Source organism: Micromonospora sp. WMMD1102, assembly GCF_029626265.1.
Classification (GTDB): domain Bacteria; phylum Actinomycetota; class Actinomycetes; order Mycobacteriales; family Micromonosporaceae; genus Plantactinospora.
Genome location: NZ_JARUBN010000001.1, coordinates 3345960 through 3367823, shown reverse-complemented (window position 1 = coordinate 3367823; position 21864 = coordinate 3345960). Strand labels below are relative to the sequence as shown.

General features: G+C 73.4%; 17 protein-coding genes and 1 pseudogene. 9 read left to right on the top strand and 9 right to left on the bottom strand.

Features of this window, described 5'->3' with window-relative positions:
* Nucleotides 1–56: 56 nt before the first annotated feature.
* The 5 genes from O7626_RS15010 (at nucleotide 57) to mshC (ending at nucleotide 3829) form a co-directional block, all read left to right on the top strand.
* Nucleotides 57–794 (top strand): histidine phosphatase family protein, encoded by a 738-nt coding sequence (locus tag O7626_RS15010; protein ID WP_278061775.1) that lies wholly within the window; start codon nucleotides 57–59, stop codon nucleotides 792–794.
* Nucleotides 791–964, top strand: coding sequence for a hypothetical protein (locus O7626_RS15005; protein WP_278061774.1), 174 nt, complete (start codon nucleotides 791–793; stop codon nucleotides 962–964). The genes O7626_RS15010 and O7626_RS15005 overlap by 4 nt, the downstream gene beginning before the upstream one ends.
* A gap of 52 nt (nucleotides 965–1016) precedes the next feature.
* Nucleotides 1017–1595 (top strand): DUF3090 domain-containing protein, encoded by a 579-nt coding sequence (locus O7626_RS15000; protein WP_278061773.1) that lies wholly within the window; start codon nucleotides 1017–1019, stop codon nucleotides 1593–1595.
* 46 nt (nucleotides 1596–1641) lie between these two features.
* Nucleotides 1642–2445 (top strand): SCO1664 family protein, encoded by an 804-nt coding sequence (locus O7626_RS14995; RefSeq protein WP_278066170.1) that lies wholly within the window; start codon nucleotides 1642–1644, stop codon nucleotides 2443–2445.
* 145 nt (nucleotides 2446–2590) lie between these two features.
* A complete protein-coding gene (gene mshC, locus O7626_RS14990) occupies nucleotides 2591–3829 on the top strand; it encodes a cysteine--1-D-myo-inosityl 2-amino-2-deoxy-alpha-D-glucopyranoside ligase (protein WP_278061772.1) in 1239 nt (412 codons plus the stop codon).
* A gap of 54 nt (nucleotides 3830–3883) precedes the next feature.
* On the opposite strand, the gene O7626_RS14985 is transcribed toward mshC, so the two are convergent.
* Together O7626_RS14985 and O7626_RS14980 are read right to left on the bottom strand one after the other, a co-directional pair.
* Nucleotides 3884–4675, bottom strand: a complete 792-nt coding sequence (locus O7626_RS14985; protein WP_278061771.1) for a GntR family transcriptional regulator — start codon at nucleotides 4673–4675, stop codon at nucleotides 3884–3886.
* Between the two features lie 292 nt (nucleotides 4676–4967).
* Nucleotides 4968–5837, bottom strand: a complete 870-nt coding sequence (locus tag O7626_RS14980; RefSeq protein WP_278061770.1) for a PAC2 family protein — start codon at nucleotides 5835–5837, stop codon at nucleotides 4968–4970.
* 305 nt (nucleotides 5838–6142) lie between these two features.
* Here O7626_RS14980 and metH point away from each other — a divergent pair, with 305 nt between their 5' ends.
* Both metH and O7626_RS14970 read left to right on the top strand, forming a co-directional pair.
* Nucleotides 6143–9658 carry a methionine synthase gene (gene metH / locus O7626_RS14975; protein ID WP_278061769.1) on the top strand — a complete coding sequence of 1172 codons (3516 nt, stop codon included), beginning with the start codon at nucleotides 6143–6145 and terminating at the stop codon, nucleotides 9656–9658.
* A gap of 140 nt (nucleotides 9659–9798) precedes the next feature.
* A complete protein-coding gene (locus tag O7626_RS14970) occupies nucleotides 9799–11388 on the top strand; it encodes a helix-turn-helix transcriptional regulator (protein ID WP_278061768.1) in 1590 nt (529 codons plus the stop codon).
* Between the two features lie 166 nt (nucleotides 11389–11554).
* On the opposite strand, the pseudogene O7626_RS14965 reads toward O7626_RS14970, so the two are convergent.
* Both O7626_RS14965 and O7626_RS14960 read right to left on the bottom strand, forming a co-directional pair.
* Nucleotides 11555–12265, bottom strand: a pseudogene (locus O7626_RS14965) (cupin domain-containing protein); the annotation flags it as partial.
* A complete protein-coding gene (locus O7626_RS14960; RefSeq protein WP_278061767.1) occupies nucleotides 12262–12609 on the bottom strand; it encodes a hypothetical protein in 348 nt (115 codons plus the stop codon). The gene O7626_RS14960 and the pseudogene O7626_RS14965, both read right to left, overlap by 4 nt.
* Before the next feature lie 185 nt (nucleotides 12610–12794).
* Between O7626_RS14960 and O7626_RS14955 the strand changes: the two genes are divergently transcribed.
* A complete protein-coding gene (locus O7626_RS14955; RefSeq protein ID WP_278066169.1) occupies nucleotides 12795–13526 on the top strand; it encodes a neutral zinc metallopeptidase in 732 nt (243 codons plus the stop codon).
* Between the two features lie 173 nt (nucleotides 13527–13699).
* Nucleotides 13700–14353, top strand: coding sequence for an HAD family phosphatase (locus O7626_RS14950; RefSeq protein WP_278066168.1), 654 nt, complete (start codon nucleotides 13700–13702; stop codon nucleotides 14351–14353).
* 221 nt (nucleotides 14354–14574) lie between these two features.
* On the opposite strand, the gene O7626_RS14945 is transcribed toward O7626_RS14950, so the two are convergent.
* The 5 genes from O7626_RS14945 to O7626_RS14925 form a co-directional block, all read right to left on the bottom strand.
* Nucleotides 14575–17124, bottom strand: a complete 2550-nt coding sequence (locus O7626_RS14945; RefSeq protein WP_278061766.1) for an ABC transporter permease — start codon at nucleotides 17122–17124, stop codon at nucleotides 14575–14577.
* Nucleotides 17124–17891, bottom strand: coding sequence for an ABC transporter ATP-binding protein (locus tag O7626_RS14940; RefSeq protein ID WP_278061765.1), 768 nt, complete (start codon nucleotides 17889–17891; stop codon nucleotides 17124–17126). Before O7626_RS14940 ends, O7626_RS14945 begins: the two co-directional genes overlap by 1 nt.
* 729 nt (nucleotides 17892–18620) lie before the next feature.
* The gene (locus O7626_RS14935) at nucleotides 18621–19307 is read right to left on the bottom strand and encodes a response regulator transcription factor (RefSeq protein WP_278061764.1); all 687 of its coding nucleotides are present in this window, start codon (nucleotides 19305–19307) and stop codon (nucleotides 18621–18623) included.
* Entirely contained in the window at nucleotides 19304–20602 is a 1299-nt protein-coding gene (locus tag O7626_RS14930; protein WP_278061763.1) for a sensor histidine kinase, read from the bottom strand. Before O7626_RS14930 ends, O7626_RS14935 begins: the two co-directional genes overlap by 4 nt.
* Nucleotides 20603–20667: 65 nt before the next feature.
* Nucleotides 20668–21756: a RecB family exonuclease gene (locus O7626_RS14925; protein WP_347404788.1), complete on the bottom strand. Its 1089-nt coding sequence runs from the start codon at nucleotides 21754–21756 to the stop codon at nucleotides 20668–20670.
* Nucleotides 21757–21864: the final 108 nt, after the last annotated feature.

Here is a 21864-nt window from a genome sequence, read left to right as displayed (position 1 = left end):
GGCGCGATTCGGGCGGCTCGCGCGGGCGGGCCGGGACCGGAACGTAGGGTGTGAGCGTGGCGACCCTCTTGCTCCTGCGGCACGGCCGGACCACGGCGAACGCCGACGGCGGCCTGGCCGGACGGCAACCCGTCGAGCTGGACGAGACCGGCCGGGCCCAGGCGACCGCGGTCGGCGGCCGGCTCCGGGCGATCCCGCTGGCGGCGGTGGTGACAAGTCCGCTGATCCGCTGCCGGCAGACCCTGGAGCTGGCGCTGCCGGACGCCGTACCGGTGGTCGAGGAGGGGCTTGTCGAGTGCGACTACGGGGCCTGGCAGGGCCAGCCGCTGAAGAAGCTCGCCAAGGATCCACTGTGGAAGGTGGTGCAGCAGCACCCGAGTGCAGCCGTCTTCCCGGACGGGGAGTCGATGGCCGGGATGGCCACCCGGGCGGTCGAGGCGGTACGCCGGTGGGACGCCCAGGTCACCGCCGAGCACGGGCCGGAGGCGATCTGGCTGGCGTGCAGCCACGGTGACGTGATCAAGGCCATCGTGGCGGACGCGATGGGCGTACACCTGGACCAGTTCCAGCGGATCGTGGCCGACCCGGGCTCCGTGACCGGCATCCGCTACACCCCGGTCCGCCCCTTCGTACTTCGGCTCAACGACACCGGCGGCGACCTGACCGGCCTGGTTCCGCCGCGTACCGGTCGCCGTCGCCGCCCCCGGGCGGTCTCCTCGGACGCGGCGGTCGGCGGCGGCGTCGGCGCCGCCGGTGCCGGATCGGGCGCCGGTGCGGACGGGCGGCAGCGGTGACCCGCCGCCCCGGCGAGGGCAGCCCCGCCCCGGCGTCCGTCGCCCAGTCGACCGCCCCGGCGTTCGTCGCCCGGTGGACCGGTGCGCCGGGTGACGAACGGTGGACCGGTGCACCGGGAAGCGCCTCGTGGACCGGCGCCGTCGCCGCACCGGAGCCGGGCGTACGGTGATTCGCGTCGGTGGGCTGCGCGCTGTGGTAGCCGGGCGGATAGGGTCGTGGGTATGACCCACCAGGTGCACGCATTCGAGCCGCCCGAGCGGTTCGTCGCCGGAACTGTGGGTCCGCCGGGTGAGCGGACGTTCTTCCTCCAGGCCCGCGGTGGCGGCCGGCTGGTCAGCGTGGCGCTGGAGAAGGTCCAGGTCTCCCTGCTGGCCGAGAAGTTGGAGGAACTGCTGACCGAGGCGCACCGGCGGTTCGGCGTCGAGCTGCCGGAGCCGCCTCCGGTCACCTCGGACAACGAGCCGCTGGACACGCCGGTCGACGAGGAGTTCCGGGTCGGCACCCTCGGGCTGGCCTTCGACGTCGACACCGCCACGGTGGTGATCGAGGCGATCGCCGCCGGTGAGGCCGAGGCTGAGGTCGAACTCGGCGGCGAGGAGGAGGAGGTCGACTCCGACGACGAGGAGCCGGACGACGACCTCGACCGGCTCCGGGTCCGGTTGACCCCGCAGGCGGTCCGCGAGTTCATCGAGCGGGCCCGCCGGGTGGTGGCGGCGGGACGGCCGCCGTGCCCGCTCTGCGGCCAGCCGCTCGACCCGGCCGGGCACCTCTGTCCGCGACACAACGGATACCACCGGTGACCGTCGCCGTCCCGGCACCGGGTCCGGCCCGGTGACCTCCTCCGAACTGCGACCCGTGCTGGAGGAGAGTGACGCCCTGCGTCTGCTGTGCGGCGGCGAGTTCGAGCTGGAGGGCCGGCTGGTCGACGCCTCCAACACCACGCTGCGGGGATTCCTGACCCTGGACGGGGTCACCGCCCGCTGCGTCTACAAGCCGATCCGGGGCGAGCGGCCGCTCTGGGACTTCCCGGACGGCACGCTGGCCGGTCGGGAGGTCTCCGCGTACCTGCTCTCCCGGGCCACCGGCTGGGATCTGGTCCCGCCGACGGTGCTCCGGGACGGTCCGCTCGGCCCCGGCGCCTGCCAGCTCTGGATCGACGAGCCGGAGCAGGCCGAGCCGCTGGTCGGGTTCGTGCCCGCGCGCAGCCTGCCGGCCCGCTGGTTCCGGGTGGCGGCGGCCCGGGACGACGACGGCGCCCCGTACGCCCTCGCGCACGCCGACGATCCCCGGCTGGCCCGGCTCGCAGTGCTCGACGCGGTGATCAACAACGCCGACCGCAAGGGCGGGCACGTGCTCGTCGGTCCGGACGACCGGATCTACGGCGTCGACCACGGCGTCTGCTTCCACGTCGAGGAGAAGCTGCGTACGGTGCTCTGGGGCTGGTCCCGCCGGGACCTGCCGCCGGACGCGCTGGAGATGCTGACCGAGCTGACCCGCCAGCTCGCCGGCACGCTGGGGGAGAGCCTGGCCGAGCACCTGACAGTCGGCGAGGTCGCCGCGCTGGCCCGCCGGGTCGACCGGCTGTTGGCCAGCGCACGGTTTCCGGAGCCCTCCGAGGAGTGGCCGGCCATCCCCTGGCCGCCGATCTGAACGCCGGGTGGTCCGGGCGGATCCCTGTCGCTCTGCGGTTCCCTGTCGTTCCCGGGTTCCGGGTGGCCGGGCGGCTCCTGTCGATCTGATCACCCCTGCCGGCGGGCCGGGGTCCGGGCCCGGCCGGCTGACTAATCTGGTGACCATGGAAACCTGGATGGGTCACGAGATTCCCCGGTTGCCGGGCCGGGGACCGCAGCTCGCTCTCTACGACTCGGCGCGCCGTGGCGTGCACCCGACCCGCCCCTCCGGCCCGGCGACGATGTACGTCTGCGGGATCACGCCGTACGACGCGACCCATCTGGGACACGCCGCGACGATGATCGCCTTCGACGTCGTACAGCGGGTCTGGCGGGACGGTGGCCACCAGGTCGACTACGTGCAGAACGTCACCGACATCGACGACCCGCTGCTGGAGCGGGCCGAGCGGGACGGCGAGGACTGGGTGGTCCTGGCGATGCGGGAGACCGCGCTGTTCCGGGAGGACATGGAGGCGCTGCGGATGATCCCGCCCGCCCACTACGTCGGTGCCGTCGAGTCGGTCCCGGCGATCGCCGAGAAGGTCCGGGCGCTGGTCGACGACGGTGCGGGGTACCGGCTCGACGACGGCACCGGGGACGTCTACTTCGACATCTCCGCCGCACCCCGGTTCGGCTACGAGTCCAACCTCTCCCGGGAGCAGATGCTCGGCTACTTCGCCGAGCGGGGTGGGGACCCGGACCGGGCCGGCAAGCGGGACCGGCTCGACCCGCTGCTCTGGCGCGGCGCCCGCGACGGCGAGCCGGCCTGGGAGGGCGGTTCGCTCGGCCCCGGCCGGCCGGGCTGGCACATCGAGTGCGCGGTGATCGCCATGGCGCTGCTCGGGGACACCATCGACGTCCAGGGCGGCGGCAACGACCTGCTCTTCCCGCACCACGAGTGCTCGGCGGCGCACGCCGAGCGGCTGACCGGGGCGGAGCCGTTCGCCCGGCACTACGTACACGCCGGCATGATCGGTCTGGACGGCGAGAAGATGTCGAAGTCCAAGGGGAACCTGGTCTTCGTCTCCCGGCTGCGGGCCGACCACGTGGACCCGATGGCGGTGCGGCTGGCGCTGCTGGCCAGCCACTACCGCAGTGACCGGGAGTGGACCGACGACCTGCTCAAGGAGAGCACGTCGCGGCTGGCCCGGTGGCGGGAGGCCGCCGCGGCGCCGTCCGGGCCCGCCGGCCCGGAACTGCTGGCCGGGGTACGCGAGCGGCTCGCCGACGACCTCGACACGCCGGGCGCGCTGGCCCTGGTGGACCGCTGGGTGGACGCCGCGCTGGCCGGCTCCGGCACGGACCCGGCCGCCCCGGACCTGATGGCCGCCACCATCGACGCCCTGCTCGGCGTCAATCTGTAGCGCGGCGGCCGGGCGCTCGTGCAGCGCGCGGCGGCCGGGCGCTCCGACGGCGCGTCAGCCGAGTACCAGGCCCGGGTCCGGGTCGGCTTCCGGCACCGGGCCGGGGACCTGGTACTGCTCGGTCAGCGTGGTCATCGGGCCGGGCCAGGTCGCCTGGGCCACCTCGATCGGCCTGTGGTTGGCGTCGTAGGCGACGTGCAGCAGGTGCAGCACGGGAGTGTCCGGGCGGATCTGGAGGATCTCCGCCTCCTCCCGGCTCGGCTGCCGGGCGCTGATCTGGTCGGTGGCGGAGACGTAGCGCCGGCCGATCGCCTCCTCGGCCTCCTGGTAGAGCGGCCGGCCGTACGCCTCCATGCGCTCCAGGCTGGTGCCGGCGGCGTCGGCGGTACGGAACCAGGAGGCGCCGACCTCGACCGGCACCTCCTCGGTGCGTACCAGGTGCCGCCGGACTATCAGTTCGGTGCCGTCGGGCACCCCGAACGCGTCGGCCACCTCGGGCGGGGCCGGTGCCCGGCCGACCTGCACCAACTGCTGCCGGTACCGGGCGGCCAGGTCGGCGTGGTAGCCCCGGTGACCGCCGTACCGGCCCCGGGAGAGCCGGTTGAGCCGGCGCCGGGTGCCCCGGACGTACGTGCCGGAGCCCGGTTTGGTGATCAGCACGCCCTCGACCCGGAGCTGGTCGATGGCACGTTGCACAGTCTGCTTGGCCACCCCGAACATCTCGGCGATGGCCGGGATGGAGGGCAGCCGTTCACCGGCCGCCCAGTCGCCCGCGCGGATTCTGGCCCGCAACTGTCCGGCGATCTGTCGGTGCGGAAACTCGGCCGCTCCCGGGTTGATCTGCAACTTCCACCCCGCCTACCGTCCAGCAACAACACTAGTGTCCTAGGATGCCGTACGAAGCGTGCCCCACGCAACCCGAACCAACCAAGGACACATGGGCATTTGCCGACCTGGACACCAGAGGCGCTATCCAGCGGTGGTAGCGCCTCTGGTGGTCCAGGTGTAGGTGGAAGCCACCCGGCAGCGCCGGGAAAGTGGCGCCGACGCCACCCGGCCGCGCCGCACAAGGCGTCGGCGGCCGGGTGCCGGGTGCGTGGCGGGGGTGGCAGCGGGTGTAGGTCGTGCGGAACTACGGCTACCAGGAGCCGGCGGTCGGGCCGGCCGAGCCGCCGCGCCGACGCAGGTACTTCTCGAACTCCTGGGCGATCTCGTCACCGGTCAGCGGCTGGATGCCGGCGTCGCCGACCCGTTCCTCCAACTCCCGGACGTACTCGCCGAGTTCGGCGTCCTGCTCGGCGGCGGTACGGACCCGCTGCTCCCACTCGGCGGCCTCCTCGGCCAGCTCCGACATCGGCACGGGCAGGTCCAGCACCTCCTCGACCCGGTGCAGCAGGGCCAGGGTCGCCTTCGGGCAGGGCGGGTTGTTGGCGTAGTGCGGCACGTGCACCCAGAACGACACGGCGTCGACCTCGGCCCGGGTGGCGGCGTCGTGCAGTACCCCGACGATGCCGGTCGGGCCGTCGTAGCGGGTCGGGGTGAGCTGGTAGCGCTCGGCGGCGTCCTTGTCCGAGGCGCTGCCGCTGATCGGCAGCGGCCGGGTGTACGGCACGTCGGCGAGCAGCGCGCCGAGCAGCACGATCCGGTTGATCTCCAGACTGTGGCAGACCTCCAGCACCTGCTCACAGAAGGTGCGCCAGCGCATGCTCGGTTCGATGCCCCGGATCAGCACCACGTCCCGTTCCGTACCGTCCGGGCTGGCCCGCATGAACCGGGTGGTCGGCCACTCGACCCGGCGGGTCTCGCCGTCGGCCATCGTGATCGTCGGCCGGCTCACCTGGAAGTCGTAGAAGTCCTCGGGATCCAGCTCGGTGATCTGCTGCGCCTGCCAGACCTGTTCCAGGTGTTCGACAGCTGCGGTGGAGGCGTCGGCCGCGTCGTTCCAGCCCTCGAAGGCCGCGATCGCGACCGGCGAGCGCAGCATGGGCAGCCCGTCGAACTCGGTCACGCCCTACCCCCAGCGTGCGTGCCGCGGCTGGACCGGACGGTCCGGAGCCGTCTGGTGGTGCCAGCGATGTGCCTGGTGCTGCCGTCCCTGTTGTCCCTCACGTCCGCCAGCCTACGTCCCTGACCCAGATGCGGCCCGCCGGCCGCGCCGGCTCGGCCCGGCAGGGGAGCCGGGCGGGCGGTCCCCGCCATCCGGTCGTCGGCGGACATCGCGGACGGAAGGGATGATTGACCGACTGACCGTACGTCTGCGGACGGTACGCCTACCCCCGGTCGCGGCACCGGCGGCCGGACTAGCCTCAAGGCGTGTCGACTCCGCTGCGTGACGCGCTCGGCCGGCGGGTGCTGGTCGCCGACGGCGCGATGGGGACGATGTTGCAGGCAGCCGGGTTGACCCTGGACGACTTCGAGGGCCACGAGGGGTGCAACGAGATACTCAACGTGACCCGGCCCGACGTGGTCCGCTCGGTGCACGAGGCGTACCTAACCGCCGGGGCGGACTGTGTCGAGACGAACACCTTCGGCACCAACCTTTCCGCGCTGCGCGAGTACGGCATCGAGGACCGGATCGTCGAGCTGGCCGAGGCCGGCGCCCGGCTGGCGAGGCAGGCCGCCGACGCGGCGGGTACCCCGGACCGGCCCCGCTACGTGCTCGGCGCGATGGGGCCGGGGACCAAGCTGCCGACCCTGGGGCACCTCGGCTACCCGGAGCTGCGCGACGCCTACCAGCGCAACGCGGCCGGGTTGCTCGCCGGTGGCGTGGACGGGCTGGTCGTGGAAACCTGCCAGGACCTGCTCCAGGCCAAGGCGGCGGTGGTGGGTGCCCGGCGGGCGTTCGCCGAGGCGGGCCGGGAGCTGCCGGTGGTCTGCCAGGTCACCGTCGAGACCACCGGCACCATGCTGCTGGGCAGCGAGATCGGGGCGGCACTGACCGCCCTGGAACCGCTCGGCATCGACCTGATCGGGCTGAACTGTGCCACCGGGCCGGCCGAGATGACCGAACACCTGCGCTACCTGTCCCGGCACGCCCGGATCCCGCTGTCGGTGATGCCGAACGCCGGGCTGCCGGAGTTGACCGCCGACGGTGCCCGCTATCCGCTCACCCCGGACGAGTTGGCCGAGGCACTGGCCGGCTTCGTCGACGGGTACGGCCTGACCCTGGTCGGCGGCTGCTGCGGCACCACCCCGGAGCACATCCGGGCGGTGGTGCGCCGGCTCGGGGCCGGGCCGGTGGCGCCGCCCCGGACGCCGCAGCCGGAGCCGGGGGTGGCCAGCCTCTACCACCACGTGCCGTTCGACCAGGACGCCAGCGTGCTGATGGTCGGCGAGCGGACCAACGCCAACGGCTCGAAGGCGTTCCGGGAGGCGATGCTGGCCGGGGACTGGCAGGCGTGTGTCGAGATCGCCCGGAGCCAGGCCCGGGACGGGTCGCACCTGCTCGACCTCTGCGTCGACTACGTAGGCCGGGACGGCGTACGCGACATGCGCGAACTCGCCGGCCGGTTCGCCACCGCCTGCACCCTGCCGGTGATGCTCGACTCCACCGAGCCGGCGGTGGTCGAGGCGGGGCTGGAGATGCTCGGCGGCCGGTGCGTGGTCAACTCGGTCAACTTCGAGGACGGCGACGGCCCCGACTCCCGGTACGCCCGGATGCTGCCGCTGGTCCGCGAGCACGGCGCCGCAGTGGTGGCCCTGACCATCGACGAGGAGGGCCAGGCCCGGACGGCGGAGTGGAAGGTCCGGGTGGCGTCCCGGCTGATCGACGACCTCACCGGCCGGTGGGGGATCGACCGCCGGGACATCCTGGTCGACTGCCTCACCTTTCCGATCGCCACCGGTCAGGAGGAGACCCGGCGGGACGGGCTGGAGACCATCGAGGCGATCCGGGAGATCGCCGGCCGCTATCCGGGGGTGAACTTCATCCTCGGCATCTCGAACGTCTCCTTCGGGTTGAACCCGGCGGCCCGGCAGGTGCTCAACTCGGTCTTCCTGCACGAGTGCGTGCAGGCGGGGCTGACCAGCGCGATCGTGCACGCCAGCAAGATCCTGCCGATGGCCAGGATTCCGGACGAGCAGCGGGCGGCGGCGCTGGACCTGGTCCACGACCGGCGCCGGCCCGGCCACGACCCGGTGCAGCGGTTCGTCGACCTCTTCGAGGGGGTGGACGCCGCCTCGGCCCGCGCCGGCCGGGCGGAGGAACTGGCCGCGCTGCCGGTGGACGAGCGGTTGAAGCGCCGGGTGGTCGACGGCGAGCGCAACGGACTCGAGGCCGACCTCGACGAGGCGCTGACCGGCCGGCCGGCGCTGGAGATCGTGAACGAGCTGCTGCTGGACGGGATGCGGGTGGTCGGCGAACTCTTCGGCGCCGGCCAGATGCAGCTGCCGTTCGTACTCCAGTCCGCCGAGGTGATGAAGGCGGCGGTCGGCCATCTCGAACCACACATGGAGCGCTTCGACGACGGCGGCAAGGGCCGGATCGTGCTGGCCACCGTCAAGGGCGACGTGCACGACATCGGCAAGAACCTGGTCGACATCATCCTGACCAACAACGGCTACGAGGTGGTCAACATCGGCATCAAGCAGCCGATCGCGGCGATCCTGGACGCCGCCGAGGAACACGCGGCGGACGTCATCGGGATGTCCGGGCTGCTGGTGAAGAGCACGGTGGTGATGCGGGAGAACCTGGCCGAGATGGCCGCCCGGGGTGTCGCCGGGCGCTGGCCGGTGCTGCTCGGCGGTGCGGCGCTGACCCGCTCGTACGTCGAGGACGACCTCCGGGCGGCGTACGCCGGCGAGGTGCACTACGCCCGGGACGCCTTCGAGGGACTGTCCCTGATGGACCGGCTTATGGCGGCGAAACGTGGCGGCGCCCCGGTGGTGGACGCCGAGCGGGAGGCGGCGCTGGCCGCCCGGCGGGCCCGCCGGGATCGGCAGCGGGCCCGGGTCGGCGCGGAGCTGCCCGAACTCTCCGACGACTCGGTCCGCTCCGACGTGCCGACCGACCTGGCGGTGCCGACGCCGCCGTTCTACGGCACCCGGGTGGTCCGGGGCATCCCGCTGGCCGACTACGCGGCGCTGCTCGACGAGCGGGCCACCTTCGGCGGCCAGTGGGGGCTGCGCGGCTCGCGCGGCGGCGCCGGGCCGAGCTACGAGGAACTGGTGGAGACCGAGGGGCGACCCCGGTTGCGCGCCTGGCTGGACCGGCTCGCCGCCGACCGGGTGCTCGAGGCGGCCGTCGTCTACGGCTACTTCCCGGCCTACTCCGACGGCAACGACCTGGTGCTGCTCGACGAGCGGGGCGAGGTCGAGCGGGCCCGGTTCGGCTTTCCCCGGCAGCGGCAGGAGCGGCGGCTCTGCCTGGCCGACTTCTTCCGGCCCCGGGGCGCCGGGCTCGACGTCGTCGCGCTGCAACTGGTCACCGTCGGGCAGCCGATCGGGGAGTACGCCGGGAAGCTCTTCGCCGCCGACGAGTACCGCGACTACCTGGAGGTGCATGGGTTGTCGGTGCAGCTCACCGAGGCTCTCGCCGAGTACTGGCACCGCCGGATCCGGGGCGAGCTGACCCTGCCCGGCGGCGGTACGGTGGCCGACGACGATCCGGCCGACCTCGCCGGGCTGCTCCGCACCGACTACCGGGGCTGCCGGTACGCGTTCGGCTATCCGGCCTGCCCCGACCTGGAACACCGGGCCGGGCTGGTCGAGTTGCTCGGCGCGGAACGGATCGGGGTCCGGCTCTCCGAGGAGTACCAGCTCGTGCCGGAGCAGTCGACCGACGCCATCGTGGTACACCATCCGGAGGCCAGCTACTTCAACGCCAGGTGACCGGGCACCGGCGACCCGGGGGTGCGTGCGGCCGGCGAATGCGGGCGAACTCCGGCGCGGTCGGGAACGCCCTGGATAGCCTCGGAACGGAAGGCCGAATCCGTCTCGTGTCCGGTGCCGGCCGCCGCCGAGGGGGTGCCATGGCCACGTCGTTCGCGCTGGACCGGCCGGCCGGCCCTGCGGCGAGCGGATCGGCGGCGGACGAGCCTGCGGCGGGCGGATCGGCGGTCGGCGGGCAGCCTTTCGGCTCCGCCGCCCAGCGCTGGATCCTCCGGGCGGTCGCGATCTGCGACGAGCCGTGCCAGGTCTGGTTCGTGGAGCGGATGACCGAGCGGTCCGGCCCGGCGCTGCACGACGACGTGGAGGCACTGGTCGCCGAGGGCGCGCTGGTGGACTCGCCCGGCGGACTACGGCCCGGCTCGGCGGAACTGCGGGACGCCGTCCGGCGGGACGTGCCGCCGTCGCTGCTGGCCGCGCTGCACACCCGGGCGGCCGGGGTACTGGCCGAGCAGGGACACCCGGCGGCGGCCGCCGGCCACCTGTTACGGGTACTGGAGGCGGCCGGGCCGGTCGACGTACCCCTGGTTTCCCGGCTGGTCGCCGATCCGGCGGTCGATCCGGCGACGGCGGCCGACCTGCTGCTGGCGGTCCGGGCCGGTCGGGACGCCGGGCTCGCGCCGCAACTGCGCCGGGACTGGGCGCTGGCCGCGGTCGACCACCTGATGCTGGCCGGGCGGATCGAGCCGGCACTGGCGATCCTGGACGACGAGATCGCGGCCGACCGGGCCGGGGCCGGTTACCGGGCACTGCTGCTCGGCCGGCTCGGCGCCTGGTACGCCACCGGCCGCCCCTCGCTGGCCCTGGCCTACCTGGACCGCGCCCTGGCCCAGCCCGATCTGGGTGCCGACCAGCGGAGCTGGCTGCTCACCACGCTGGCCGCCGTGGCGGGCCGGCTCGGCCACCCCGACATCGAGTCGCTGCTGGCGGCGGCGGACCAGGCCCAGGCCGACGCGCCCGCCCCGGCCGGCGAGCTGCGGTTGGCGCTGGCCCGGGCCGGAGCGGCGCTGTCCGGCGGGGACCTGCCGGCCGCCCGGCGGCTGCTCGGCCGGGTCGACCCGAGCGTTCCGGCGGCCCGGGCGCAGGGCGCGGTACTGCGGGTCGAGCGGATCGCCTGCCAGCTCGCCTGCGGCGAGTACGAGGAGGCCGGCACCGCGCTGCGGTTCGCCGAGGCGGACCTGGGCACGCTCGGCGCGGCGACGCAGCCGATGCTGACGGCGCTGGACTGCCGGCTCCGGATCGCCGCCGGGGAGCTTCCGGAGGCGGCGACCCGGGCGGAGCTGGCGCTGCGCCGCTGGCCGTCCGGTCAGCTCGCCGACGAGGTGCACGCCGAGCTGCTGGCGGTGCGGGTGGAGGTGGCGTTCCGGCGGGGGCGCCCGGAGACCGCCCGCGAACTGCTGGCCGGCGTCGAGCCGCCGGCGGACTGGCCGGACGCCGTCGCCTGGGCCCGGTTGGCCGGCGCCGCCGCCTTCGACCCGGAACCGGACCGGCACGCCGGGTTCCTCCGGGCCGCCGTCGACGCGCTGGCCCGGTCGGTACGTCCGCTGCTGCTCGTCCCGCAGCAGGCACCGGCGCTGGTCCGGGCCGCGCTGGCGCTCGGTGACGCGGACCGGGCGCACCAGCTCGCGGAGCGGCTGTTCGGGGTCGCGCAGCGGGTCGACAGCGGCCTGTGATGGGGCGTCGCGCAGCACGTCGCCGGACTGGTGCAGCGGGATCCGGAACTCCTGGGCGGGGCGGTGGCGTCGTTGCGGACCACGTCGGCCCGGCCGGTCCTTGCCCGTACGCGAACGGCACGTAGCCGACGTCCCCGGACCGGTAGTCGAAGGTGCGGTTCACCCCGGAGCTGGCGAAGACGCCCATCCGGCCGCTGCCCGAGATGTAGTACTGCCACTCGTCGTCGGTGGGGTGCCAGTGCAGTTCGCGCATCGCGCCCGGCTCGACCTCCACCAGGGCCGCGCAGATGGTGGTCGCGGCGGCGAAGTTCGTCACGTCGGCGATCCGTACCGTGCCGCCGTCGAAGCGTTCCGGTGCCTGGGCGTGCAGCCGGTGCTTGAAGGTGCGTGGCACGTCGCCGGTGGGGCTGACCACCCGGTCGGCGTCCAGCGGCGGCGGCACCTGGCCGGGGAAGATGTACTTCTCCTTCTCCGGCAGGTCGGCGAGCTGCTCGACCCCGTCGAGGAAGTTGCGTCCCTCCTGGTCGACGGCGCCGATCCGGCAGCTGCCGGTCAGCACGTACCCCCACTCGGCCTGTTGGTGCCAGTGCAGTTCCCGGTAGGCGCCGGGTTCGAGGGCCATGTCGACACCGCTGAGCGTTGTGGCGATCGGCAGTTCGCGCTGGGTCACCTCGCGGGTCCAGCCGCCCCGCTCGATCCGGGTGTGTGCGTTGGAGAACGAGAACTTCAGGTTGGGCACCGTGCCCCGGTCGGTCGGCGGCGGTACCAGCAGGTCCAGGTTCTGTAGGTCCAGCTCCACGTTGCGGGGCCCGACGTCGATCCAGCCCTCGCCGTCACGCTCGGGCTGGGGCCTGTCGTTCGGCGATATTCGGTTCATACCGGTTTCTCCTCTCGTTGCCGGTGATCGGTCGTTCGGGTTCGGGTGGCGGTGACGCCGAGCAGCAGCGTCCGGACCAGCCCGGGGCCGCCGTCCAGGCCGACGGCGAGTGGGATCGCGACACAGGTCAGGACCAGCACCAGCACTGTCCACACTGGTGTGTCGCCGGGTGCGGCGGCGACGGTCAGCAGGGCGAGGGCGCCGAGGTTGCGCGGGGTCCGGGCCAGCGGGACGATCGTCGGAACTCCGGCCGCCGGCGCGGCCGGACCGGCACCGGGCCCGCCACGGCGGCACCGGACCGGGCGGTCCGGGATCGGTGGTACGGCAGCGTCGGTCGTCGTCACGCCTGCGGTCTTGCCGGTAACCGGCGCCACAACCTCACGCGAACGCGGGAAATGCGCCCGCTCTCGGGTCGGGGGCGCCGGTCCGGCGGAGACGGCTTCGGGCCTCCGGCCGGCCGGCACGGGGTTTGACCCGGTCGCCACCCTGGGAAGTGTTTCTGTTCCGGTGTCCAGTGGGAGGGGCCGTGATGCGTCCGTTGCGCCGTACCGACCGACTCGGGCGGCTCCTCGCGCTGGGCGTGACGCTCGTCGTCGCGGCCGCCTGCTTCGCCGGTGGCGACGGCGGGGAGGGCGGTCCGGCACCGGGCGGGCCGGATACGCCGGGCGGAAGCGCCGAGGCGGACGGCACGATGACCGTCGACGAGTTCCAGCGCGACATCACCGGTGCGGTACGGGTCGCCGAGGAGTACTGGACGGAGCGCTTCGAGGCGTCGGGGGAGCGGTTCCAGCCGATCCGGCGGATCGCCGCCTACCAGCGGGAGGGTGAGATCGGCTGCGCCGGCCAGCCACTGCCGCGCAACAACGCCGTCTACTGTTCGGCCGGCGACTTCATCGCCTACGACGTCAACTGGGCGGTCGCCGCGTTCCGGCAGGTCGGCGACGCCTTCCTCTTCTACCTGCTCGGGCACGAGTACGCGCACGGCGTGCAGGTGCGACTCGGCATCCGGTACGACTTCACCATCCAGCAGGAGTTGCAGGCCGACTGCATGGCCGGGGCGTACCTCGGGGACTCGGTGCGGTCCCGGGCGCTGACGATCGAGGACGGCGACCTCGACGAGCTGGCCGCCGGGCTGCGGGCGGTTGCCGACGACCCGGGCCAGCCGTGGTTCGCCGAGGGGGCGCACGGCACGGCGGAGCAGCGCACCGACGCGTTCTTCGGCGGTTACGAACGCTCACTGGACGCCTGCGAACTGGGCTGACGCCTCGCTTCCCGACGCCGGTCGACCGCTGCCCGCCGCCGGTCGGCGGACTGAGGCGTCCGCCACACTTGCCGGCCGGTGTGCCGGGATCGTCGGACGGCGTTGGCACGATCGGGAGCGGCAACTCGCGTCAGATCCGGGAGGAAGTCCTGAACAGCCAGCATCCCGCCGCAGTGCTCTTCGACATGGACGGCACGCTCGTGGACAGCGAGCGGTTGTGGGACATCGGGCTCCAGGAACTCGCCGCGCACTACGGCGGCACCCTCTCCGAGGCCGCCCGGCTCGCCATGGTCGGCACCGACATGACCGTGTCGATGCGGATCCTGCACACCGACCTCGGGCAGACCTGGCGGGACCCGGCGGTCAGCGCCGCCTGGGTCGACCGGCGGGTCGGCGAGCTGTTCCTGAGCGACCTGCGGTGGCGACCGGGCGCGCTGGCCCTGGTCACGGCGGTACGCGCCGCCGCGGTACCGGCCGCCCTGGTCACCTCGACCCGTCGGGCGGTGGTGGAGATCGCGCTGGAGACGCTGGGCCGGGACACCTTCGACGTGGTGGTCTGCGGCGACGAGGTGGCCGCGACGAAGCCGGACCCGGAGCCGTACCTGACGGCGGCCCGGCTGCTGGGCGTGCCGATCGCCCGGTGCGTGGCGATCGAGGACTCGCCGGCAGGGGTCGCGAGTGCGCTCGCCGCGGGTGCCGCCGTACTCGCCGTGCCGCACGCGGTGCCGATCGACCCGGCCGACGGTGTACGCCTGCTGGAGACGCTGGCCGGAGTCGACCTGGACCTGCTCGCCGGCCTGCTCTCGCCGCTCGACCTGTCCCGCTGACGCCCGGAGCGCGGCCGGCCTGGTGCACGACCGGCCTGGCATACGGCCGGCCTGGCGCACGACCGGCCCGGACGGAAACGGCTCAGAGGCGGTCTGACCGTACCGCCGCACAACCGAACCGGGACGTGGCCGGACCGGGACGCGGCCGGGGGCGGCGCCCGTCCCGACGCCGCCCCCGGCCCTGCCGCCCACGGCCACCCCCAGGGCCGCGGGCCGGTCCGCTACTCGTGCGCGATCGCGCCGAGCACGTTCAGCCGGGCCGCCCGGATCGCCGGCAGTACCGCCGCGACCACACCGACCACGGCCGCCAGACCCAGGAAGACACCCATCTCGGTCCACGGCAGCACCAGGTTCGTGATGCCGTCCTCACGCAGCGCCCGGACCACTGCGGCACCGAGCCCGGCGCCGACCGCCACCCCGAGCAGGGCACCGAAGACCGAGATCACCACCGCCTCGACGGTGATCATCCGCATGGTCTGCCCCCGTCGCAGCCCGATCGCCCGGAGCAGACCCAACTCCCGGGTACGTTCCAGCACCGACAGGGCCAGCGTGTTCACGATGCCGAGTACGGCGATCACGATCGCCAGCGCCAGCAGGATCTGGATCATCGTCAGCAGGCCGTCGAGCTGGCTGGTCTGCTGCTCGATGAAGTCGGCCCGGTCGGCGACCGACACCTCGGGGCTGTCCGCGAGCAGCGTCTCGACCCGGGGCATCACCTGGTCCACCGTGGCGCCCGGCGCCAGCTTCAGGTATGCCTGGGACGGCTGCGGCACCGCGAAGTCGACCGCCGCCGACGCCGGCACCAGGAACCCGCCGAACAGCTCCGACTCGGCGTAGATCCCGGTCACCGTGTAGGTCCGGGCCTCGCCCCGGGACAGCTGGACCGGCACTGTGGACCCGACCGAGAGGCCCCGCTCCTTGGCGGTCCCGGAGTCGACCATGAGCTGGTTCGGGCCGAGCGTGTCGATGCTGCCGGCGGTCGGGGTGGCCCGGTAGATCTCCCGCAGCGCCGGGACGTTGCTGGTCGCGGTGACCCAGCCCTGCTTGTCGCCGATTATCGCCCGGTCGGCGTACAGCCCGGCGACCATCGCCACTCCGGGCAGTTCGGCGGCCCGGTCCAGTACCGCCGGGTCGAAGCTCGGCGGCCGGGCACCGGTCTGCGCCCCGGAGATCACCAGTTCGGCCTGGATGGTGTCCTCGGCCAGCTCGGTGATGCTGCTCTTGGCCGAGTCGAGGATCACCGTCACGCCGGTGACCAGGGCGATGCCGACCATCAGCGCGGCGGCGGTGATCGCGGTCCGGCGCGGGTTGCGGCCCGAGTTCAACCGGCCCAGCTTGCCCGGCACCGACCAGGAGAAGAGCCGGCCGAGCAGCCCGACCACCGGACGGCTGATCAGCGGGGTCAGCAGCGCCACCCCGACGAACGACAGCAGCACGCCGCCGAGGATGGCCGGCAGGGTGTTGTCTCCGGCGCTGCCGCTCAGGCCCAGCGCCATCAGGGTGCCGCCGAGTGCCGTCACCACAGCACCGGCGACCGAGATCTTGGTCAGCGGCCGGTCCGGCGTCGCCACGTCCTGCATGGCGGCCACCGGAGGGATCCGGGCGGCCCGCATCGCCGGGAGCACCGCCGCGACGACCGTGACGACCAGGCCGACCGCGAAGGAGCTGATCACCGCCGCCGGTGGTACGCCCAGCCCGGCCAGTTGCAGCCCACCGGCGGTCTGCCCGAAGACGTACGCCAGCAGCGCGCCGACGCCGATCCCGGCGCCGAGCCCGAGTACCGAGGCGACCAGGCCGATCGCGACCGCCTCGACCAGCACCGAGCCGATCACCTGGCGGCGGCCGGCGCCGATCGCCCGGAGCAGCGCGAGTTCCTTGGTCCGCTGGGCGACGATGATCGAGAAGGTGTTGAGGATCAGGAAGATGCCGACGAAGAGGGCGACACCGGCGAAGCCGAGCAGGATGTTGTTGAAGAAGGCGAGGCCATCCTTGAGCCCGGCGGAGGCGTCCGCGGAGAGCTGTTCGCCGGTCTTCACCACATAGCCGTCGCCGAGCGCGGCGGTGATGTCGTCGCGCAGGTCGGCCGGGTCGACCCCGTCGGCGGCCTTGACGCTCAGCTCGGAGAAGACGCCGGGCTGGCCGAGCATCACCTCCTGGGCGACCCGCTCGGTGAACGCCACCTCCTGGGCGCCGCCGAGGCTGTCCCGGTCGTTGCTGTAGCCGAAGACCCCGACCACGGTGAACTCGCGCTTCGGTTGCAGCGTGAGCACCCCGACCCGGTCGCCGACGGTGATCTTGGCCGCCTTGGCCACGGCCCCGTTGACGGCGATCTCGCTGTCGGCGGTCGGGCCGCGGCCTTCGCGCAGTTCGAGCTGACCGCTCTCGCCGGTCCAGTTGGTGCCGAGCTGGGGCGGCCCGACGGAGGTCAGCACCTTGCCGTTGCTGCCGATCACCCGGGCGCCGTCGGCGGTGGCGAACCCGGTGGCCTCGGCCACCCCGTCGACCTTGCGGACCTGCTCCAGGGCGCTGGCCGGGAAGGTGGCGGCGACCTCCATTCCCTCCATCTCGCTGACGTCGATCTTCGGCTTGGCGCTGACGCCGACGTCGGTGCCGGCGTACGCGTCGCTGAAGACGGTGTCGAAGGACCGGGCCAGGGTGTCGGTGAGGACGAAGGCGCCGGAGACGAACATCACGCCGAGCACGACGGCCAGGCCGGAGAGGACCAGCCGTATCTTGCGGGCGAGCAGGCTCTTCAGGGTCGCGCGCAGCATCAGAGCCCCGCCTCGGCAAGCCCGTCGAGCTTCTTCATGGTGTCCAGCACGGTCTCCGGGGTCGGCTCGATCAGCTCGGAGACGATCTGGCCGTCGGCGAGGAAGATGACCCGGCCGGCGTACGAGGCGGCCACCGGGTCGTGCGTGACCATCACGATGGTCTGCCCGTACTCGGCGACGGACCGGCGCAGGAAGCCGAGCACCTCGGCACCGGCCCGGGAGTCCAGGTTGCCGGTCGGCTCGTCGGCGAAGATCACCTCGGGCCGGGAGGCGAGCGCGCGGGCGCACGCCACCCGCTGCTGCTGGCCGCCGGAGAGCTGGGCCGGGCGGTGCCCCAGCCGGTCCCGCAGCCCGACGGTGTCGATGACGGTGTCGAGCCATTCCTTGTCGGGTTTACGCCCGGCGATCGAGAGCGGCAACAGGATGTTCTCCAGCGCCGTCAGCGTGGGCAGCAGGTTGAACTGCTGGAAGATGAAACCGACCTTGTCCCGGCGCAGTTTCGTCAGACCCGCGTCACCGAGTCCGGTGACCGCGGTGTCGCCGATATGAATGGTTCCCCGGGTCACCGAATCCAGCCCGGCGAGGCAGTGCATCAGTGTCGACTTGCCGGATCCGGACGGTCCCATGATCGCGGTGAACCGGGCCTTCTCGAATTCCGCGTTCACGCCGCGCAGCGCGACGACCTGCGCCTCCCCGCTGCCGTACACCTTCCACACGTCGCTGGCCCGGGCGGCGAACTGGGCATCTCGGGCTACCGTCGCGGTCACGTACATCTCCCCCTAGAAATTCTTGGTCCGACCGGACCACACGGTCCGGCCGGCAGGATCCATCGTCGGCGACCCGGGCAATCCCGGCGTCCGTCCCGCGGCGTAGTTCGACGCGGAAAAATCGCTGCGGGTCCGCCCTGACACCGAATCAGGGTTGCCCCTGACTGATATGTGTCGGTGCCGTCAACTGTGTGTCGGTGCCGTTAATCGCGATAGACGAGCCGGCACTCGGGCCGGGCGGGTCGGCAATCCTCACCGATCGGTCCGGCAACGCTCGCCCGTCGGGTCCGTTTCCCGGACGCTTCGCCCGGCAGGTCGAATCCCCGGGTCGGGCGTGCGCTCGGGATCCCCGCGGCCGAGTCGTATCAGTCTGTCATGATCCGCTTGCGCTGTGCGTCGATCGGTCGAATGTCGACCCGGTCCGCTCCGCTGCCCCCGTGATCGCGGTCATGCCGTCCCCTCCGTCCGGCGGTGCGACCCACCGCCGTAGCCCTACCTGACTGCAACGGTAGGCGCGGAAATCCGCCGGGCCGTCGTGCGCCGGGATGGTTCTCGGGTACGCCCGGCGCGGCGGCCCCGTCCTCCGGCCGGACGACTCCGCGCCCGGCGGGTCGTACGCCGTGCCGACCCAGGGGCCTACTTCCGAAGGGGGGTACCCGAGGCGCCCGGCTACGCCTGCCGGACGGCTCCGCCCCCGGGGTCTCCCCGAGGCCGGTCCCGCCTGCGCCGTCACCCCCCGGGCCGGACCAGCCCGGTCTCGTAGGCGAGCACCACCGCCTGCACCCGGTCACGCAGGCCGAGTTTGGTAAGCACGTGCCCGACATGGGTCTTGATCGTCGTCTCGCTCACCGAGAGCACCCGGGCGATCTCCGCGTTCGACAGCCCGCGCGCCACCTGGACCAGCACCTCCCGTTCCCGCTCGGTGAGTACCCCGATCGCCTTGGGCGGGGTGGCGTCCGGGTCGGGCAGCGTCTCGGCGAACCGGTCCAGCAGCCGCTTGAGGATCCGGGGCGCCACCACCGCCTCACCGGCGGCGACGGTGCGGATCGCGGTGACCAGGTCCTCGGCGGGTACGTCCTTGGCCAGGAAGCCGCTCGCCCCGGCCCGGAGCGCGCCCACCACGTACTCGTCGAGGTCGAAGGTGGTCAGGATGAGCACCCGCACCGGCAGCCGGGCGTCGATGATCGCCCGGGTGGCGGCCACACCGTCCATCCGGGGCATCCGGATGTCCATCAGCACCACGTCGGGCAGCAGCCGCCGGGACAGGTCGACCGCCTCCGCACCGTCACCGGCCTCGCCGACGATGTCCAGGTCGTCCTCCGCGCCCAGCACCATCCGGAATCCGGTGCGCAGCAGCGGCTGGTCGTCGGCGAGCAGTACGCGTACCGGCCGGCCGGTGTCCCTGCCGTCACTCATGCGGCCCCCTTGTCGATCGGTGCGCCCAGTTGCTCCATCGGCATCTTGGCGTACACCCGGTAGCCGCCGCCCGGACGGGGACCGGTACGGAGGGTTCCACCGTAGAGGGCCATCCGTTCCCGCATCCCCACCAGGCCGTGCCCCAGCCGTCCACTCCCCGGCGCCGGCCCCCGGCCGGTGTCGGCGATCTCGACGATCAGCCAGTAGACCCCGAAGCTCAGCCGGACCTGGGCGGTGGCCGCGCCGGCATGCTTGAGGGTGTTGGTGAGCGCCTCCTGGACGATCCGGAAGACGGTCAGCGCCACCCCGGGGTCCAGCGGGCCAGGTGTGCCGTCCACCCGCAGGGTCACCGGCAGCCCGGCCTCCCGGACCTGCTCCACCAGCGCCTCGATGCCGGCCAGCCCCGGCTGTGGGGACAGTTCGGCGGCCGGTTCGGTGTCGGTACGCAGCACGTCGAGCAACCGGCGCAGTTCGCGCAGGGTCGTCCGGCTGGTCTCCTCGATGGTGCCCAGCGCGCCGTCGGTGGCCGCCGGATCCCGGGACAGCACCCGACGCGCCCCGGTGGCCAGGACGCCCATCACGCTGACGTGGTGCGCGACCACGTCGTGCAGCTCGCGGGCGATCCGTCGGCGCTCGTCGGCGACCGCCTGGTCGGCCAGCGACCGCTGGTTCTCCTCGGCGACCCGGGCCCGCTCCTCCAGGGCCAGGATGGTGGCCCGCCGGGCGTGCACCGTACGCCCGACGAAGAAGCAGACCAGCGCGAGCAGCACCTGGGTGAAGACCAGGTAGGCGCGGGAGGGCTCGCTGTAGTCGGTCGGCAGCGGCTCTACGAGCGTGACGGCCACGGCCGGTCCCCAGATCACGACCGCGGCCAGTGCCGCCTGGCGAAGTGGCAGCAGCGCGGCGGTGGTGTAGGTGAGCAGGACGAACGTGACCCCCACGGTGGCCGGCTGCGTGGCGATCAGGGCCGAGGCGACGAAGGCCGGCACGGCCAGCAGCACCGCCGGCCAGGGCGCCACCCGGCGCAGCGCGATCGGGGCGGCGCAGACGATGCTCCAGATCGCCATCCCGGGCCAGCCCCACGGGGCGAGTCCCGGTGGGGCGGTGCCGACCAGCACCGTCTCCACCGCGACGGCGGCGACCGCGAGCAGCCCGTCCCGGAGCAGCCACCTGCGCTGCCCGGGATCGAGCTGGAGGCGCGGCCCGCGCCGCCCGGGATCGAGCCCGAGGCGCTGCCGCCAGCTCCCCCCGGACCGGCCGGGTGCCGGTGTCGTGGGGGCGTCGGTGGGGGTCATGCTGGCGACGCTAGCCGCTGTTCGGGCCGACAGGTCGTCGCCAGCGGCGACCCTGGGGTCCTTCTTCAGGATGAGGCGTGCTCCTCCTGGTCGGAGCGACCGGCGGGCGGTTCCGAACCCGCCGGGTCCGGCCCGGTCGACTGGCCGGGCAGCACCGGGCCACCCACTACGCTCCCCGGAGCCGGAGCCGGAGCCGGAGCCGGAGCCGGAGCCGGAGCCGGAGCCGGAGCCGGTTCGGCGCCGGGCCGGGACGGTGGCGGCGGCGCTGACGGGGCGGGCTGGGCGGTCGGCTCGGGGAAGGGCGGGGGAGTGCCGCCGAAGGCCGGGCAGTGCGCCTGGTGGTTGCACCAGTCGCAGAGCCGGCTCGGCTTCGGCCGGAAGTCGCGGGCCCGGGTCGCCTGCTCGATGGCCCGCCAGAGGGCCAGTACGGTGCGCTCGAACCGGACCAGCTCCTCGGCGTCGGGGGCGTAGTCGCAGACCTCGGCGTCCTTGAGATAGAGCAGGCGCAGCACCCTGGGCACCACCCCACGGGTGCGCCACAGCACCAGGGCGTAGAACTTGAGCTGGAACAGCGCCCGCGCCTCGAACGCCTCGCGGGGTGCGCCGCCGGTCTTGTAGTCGACCACCCGCAGGGCGCCATCGGGAGAGACGTCCAGCCGGTCGATGTAGCCCCGGATCAGCAGCTGGTCGTCGACCACCGTGGAGACCAGGCTCTCCCGCTCGGCCGGCTCCAGCCGGCGCGGATCCTCCACCGTGAAGTAGCCGTCGAGCAACCCCCGGGCCGAGGTCAGGAACTCGGCCGGGCCGGCGAGGTCACCGGCGGTGAAGATCTCGGCCAACTCGGCCTGCTCGGTCACCAGCCGGTCCCACTGCGGCTCCACCAGGTCGCCCGCGGCGGCCGGCGTGCGCTGCTCCGCGGGCAGGTCGAAGAGGCGTTCCAGCACCGCGTGCACGAGCGTGCCCCGGGCCTGCTCGACGCTGGGCCGCTCCGGGAGCCGGTCGATGCTGCGGAACCGGTAGAGCAGCGGGCAGGTCTTGAAGTCGGCCGCCCGCGACGGGGACAACGAGGCGGTGACCTGGGCCGGGGCGGCTCCGGCCGGCAAATCCGTCGGGTCGCCCGTGGCTGTCTGCGATGTCACCGTCTCCGCCGTCATGTCCGGAAGGCTATGTCACGGGTACGACCGAACCCGGTCCACCCGCCCCGGCATGCGTACCGGCCCCGATCGTCCGCGGTCACCCCGGCCGAACCGGCGGCTCCACCC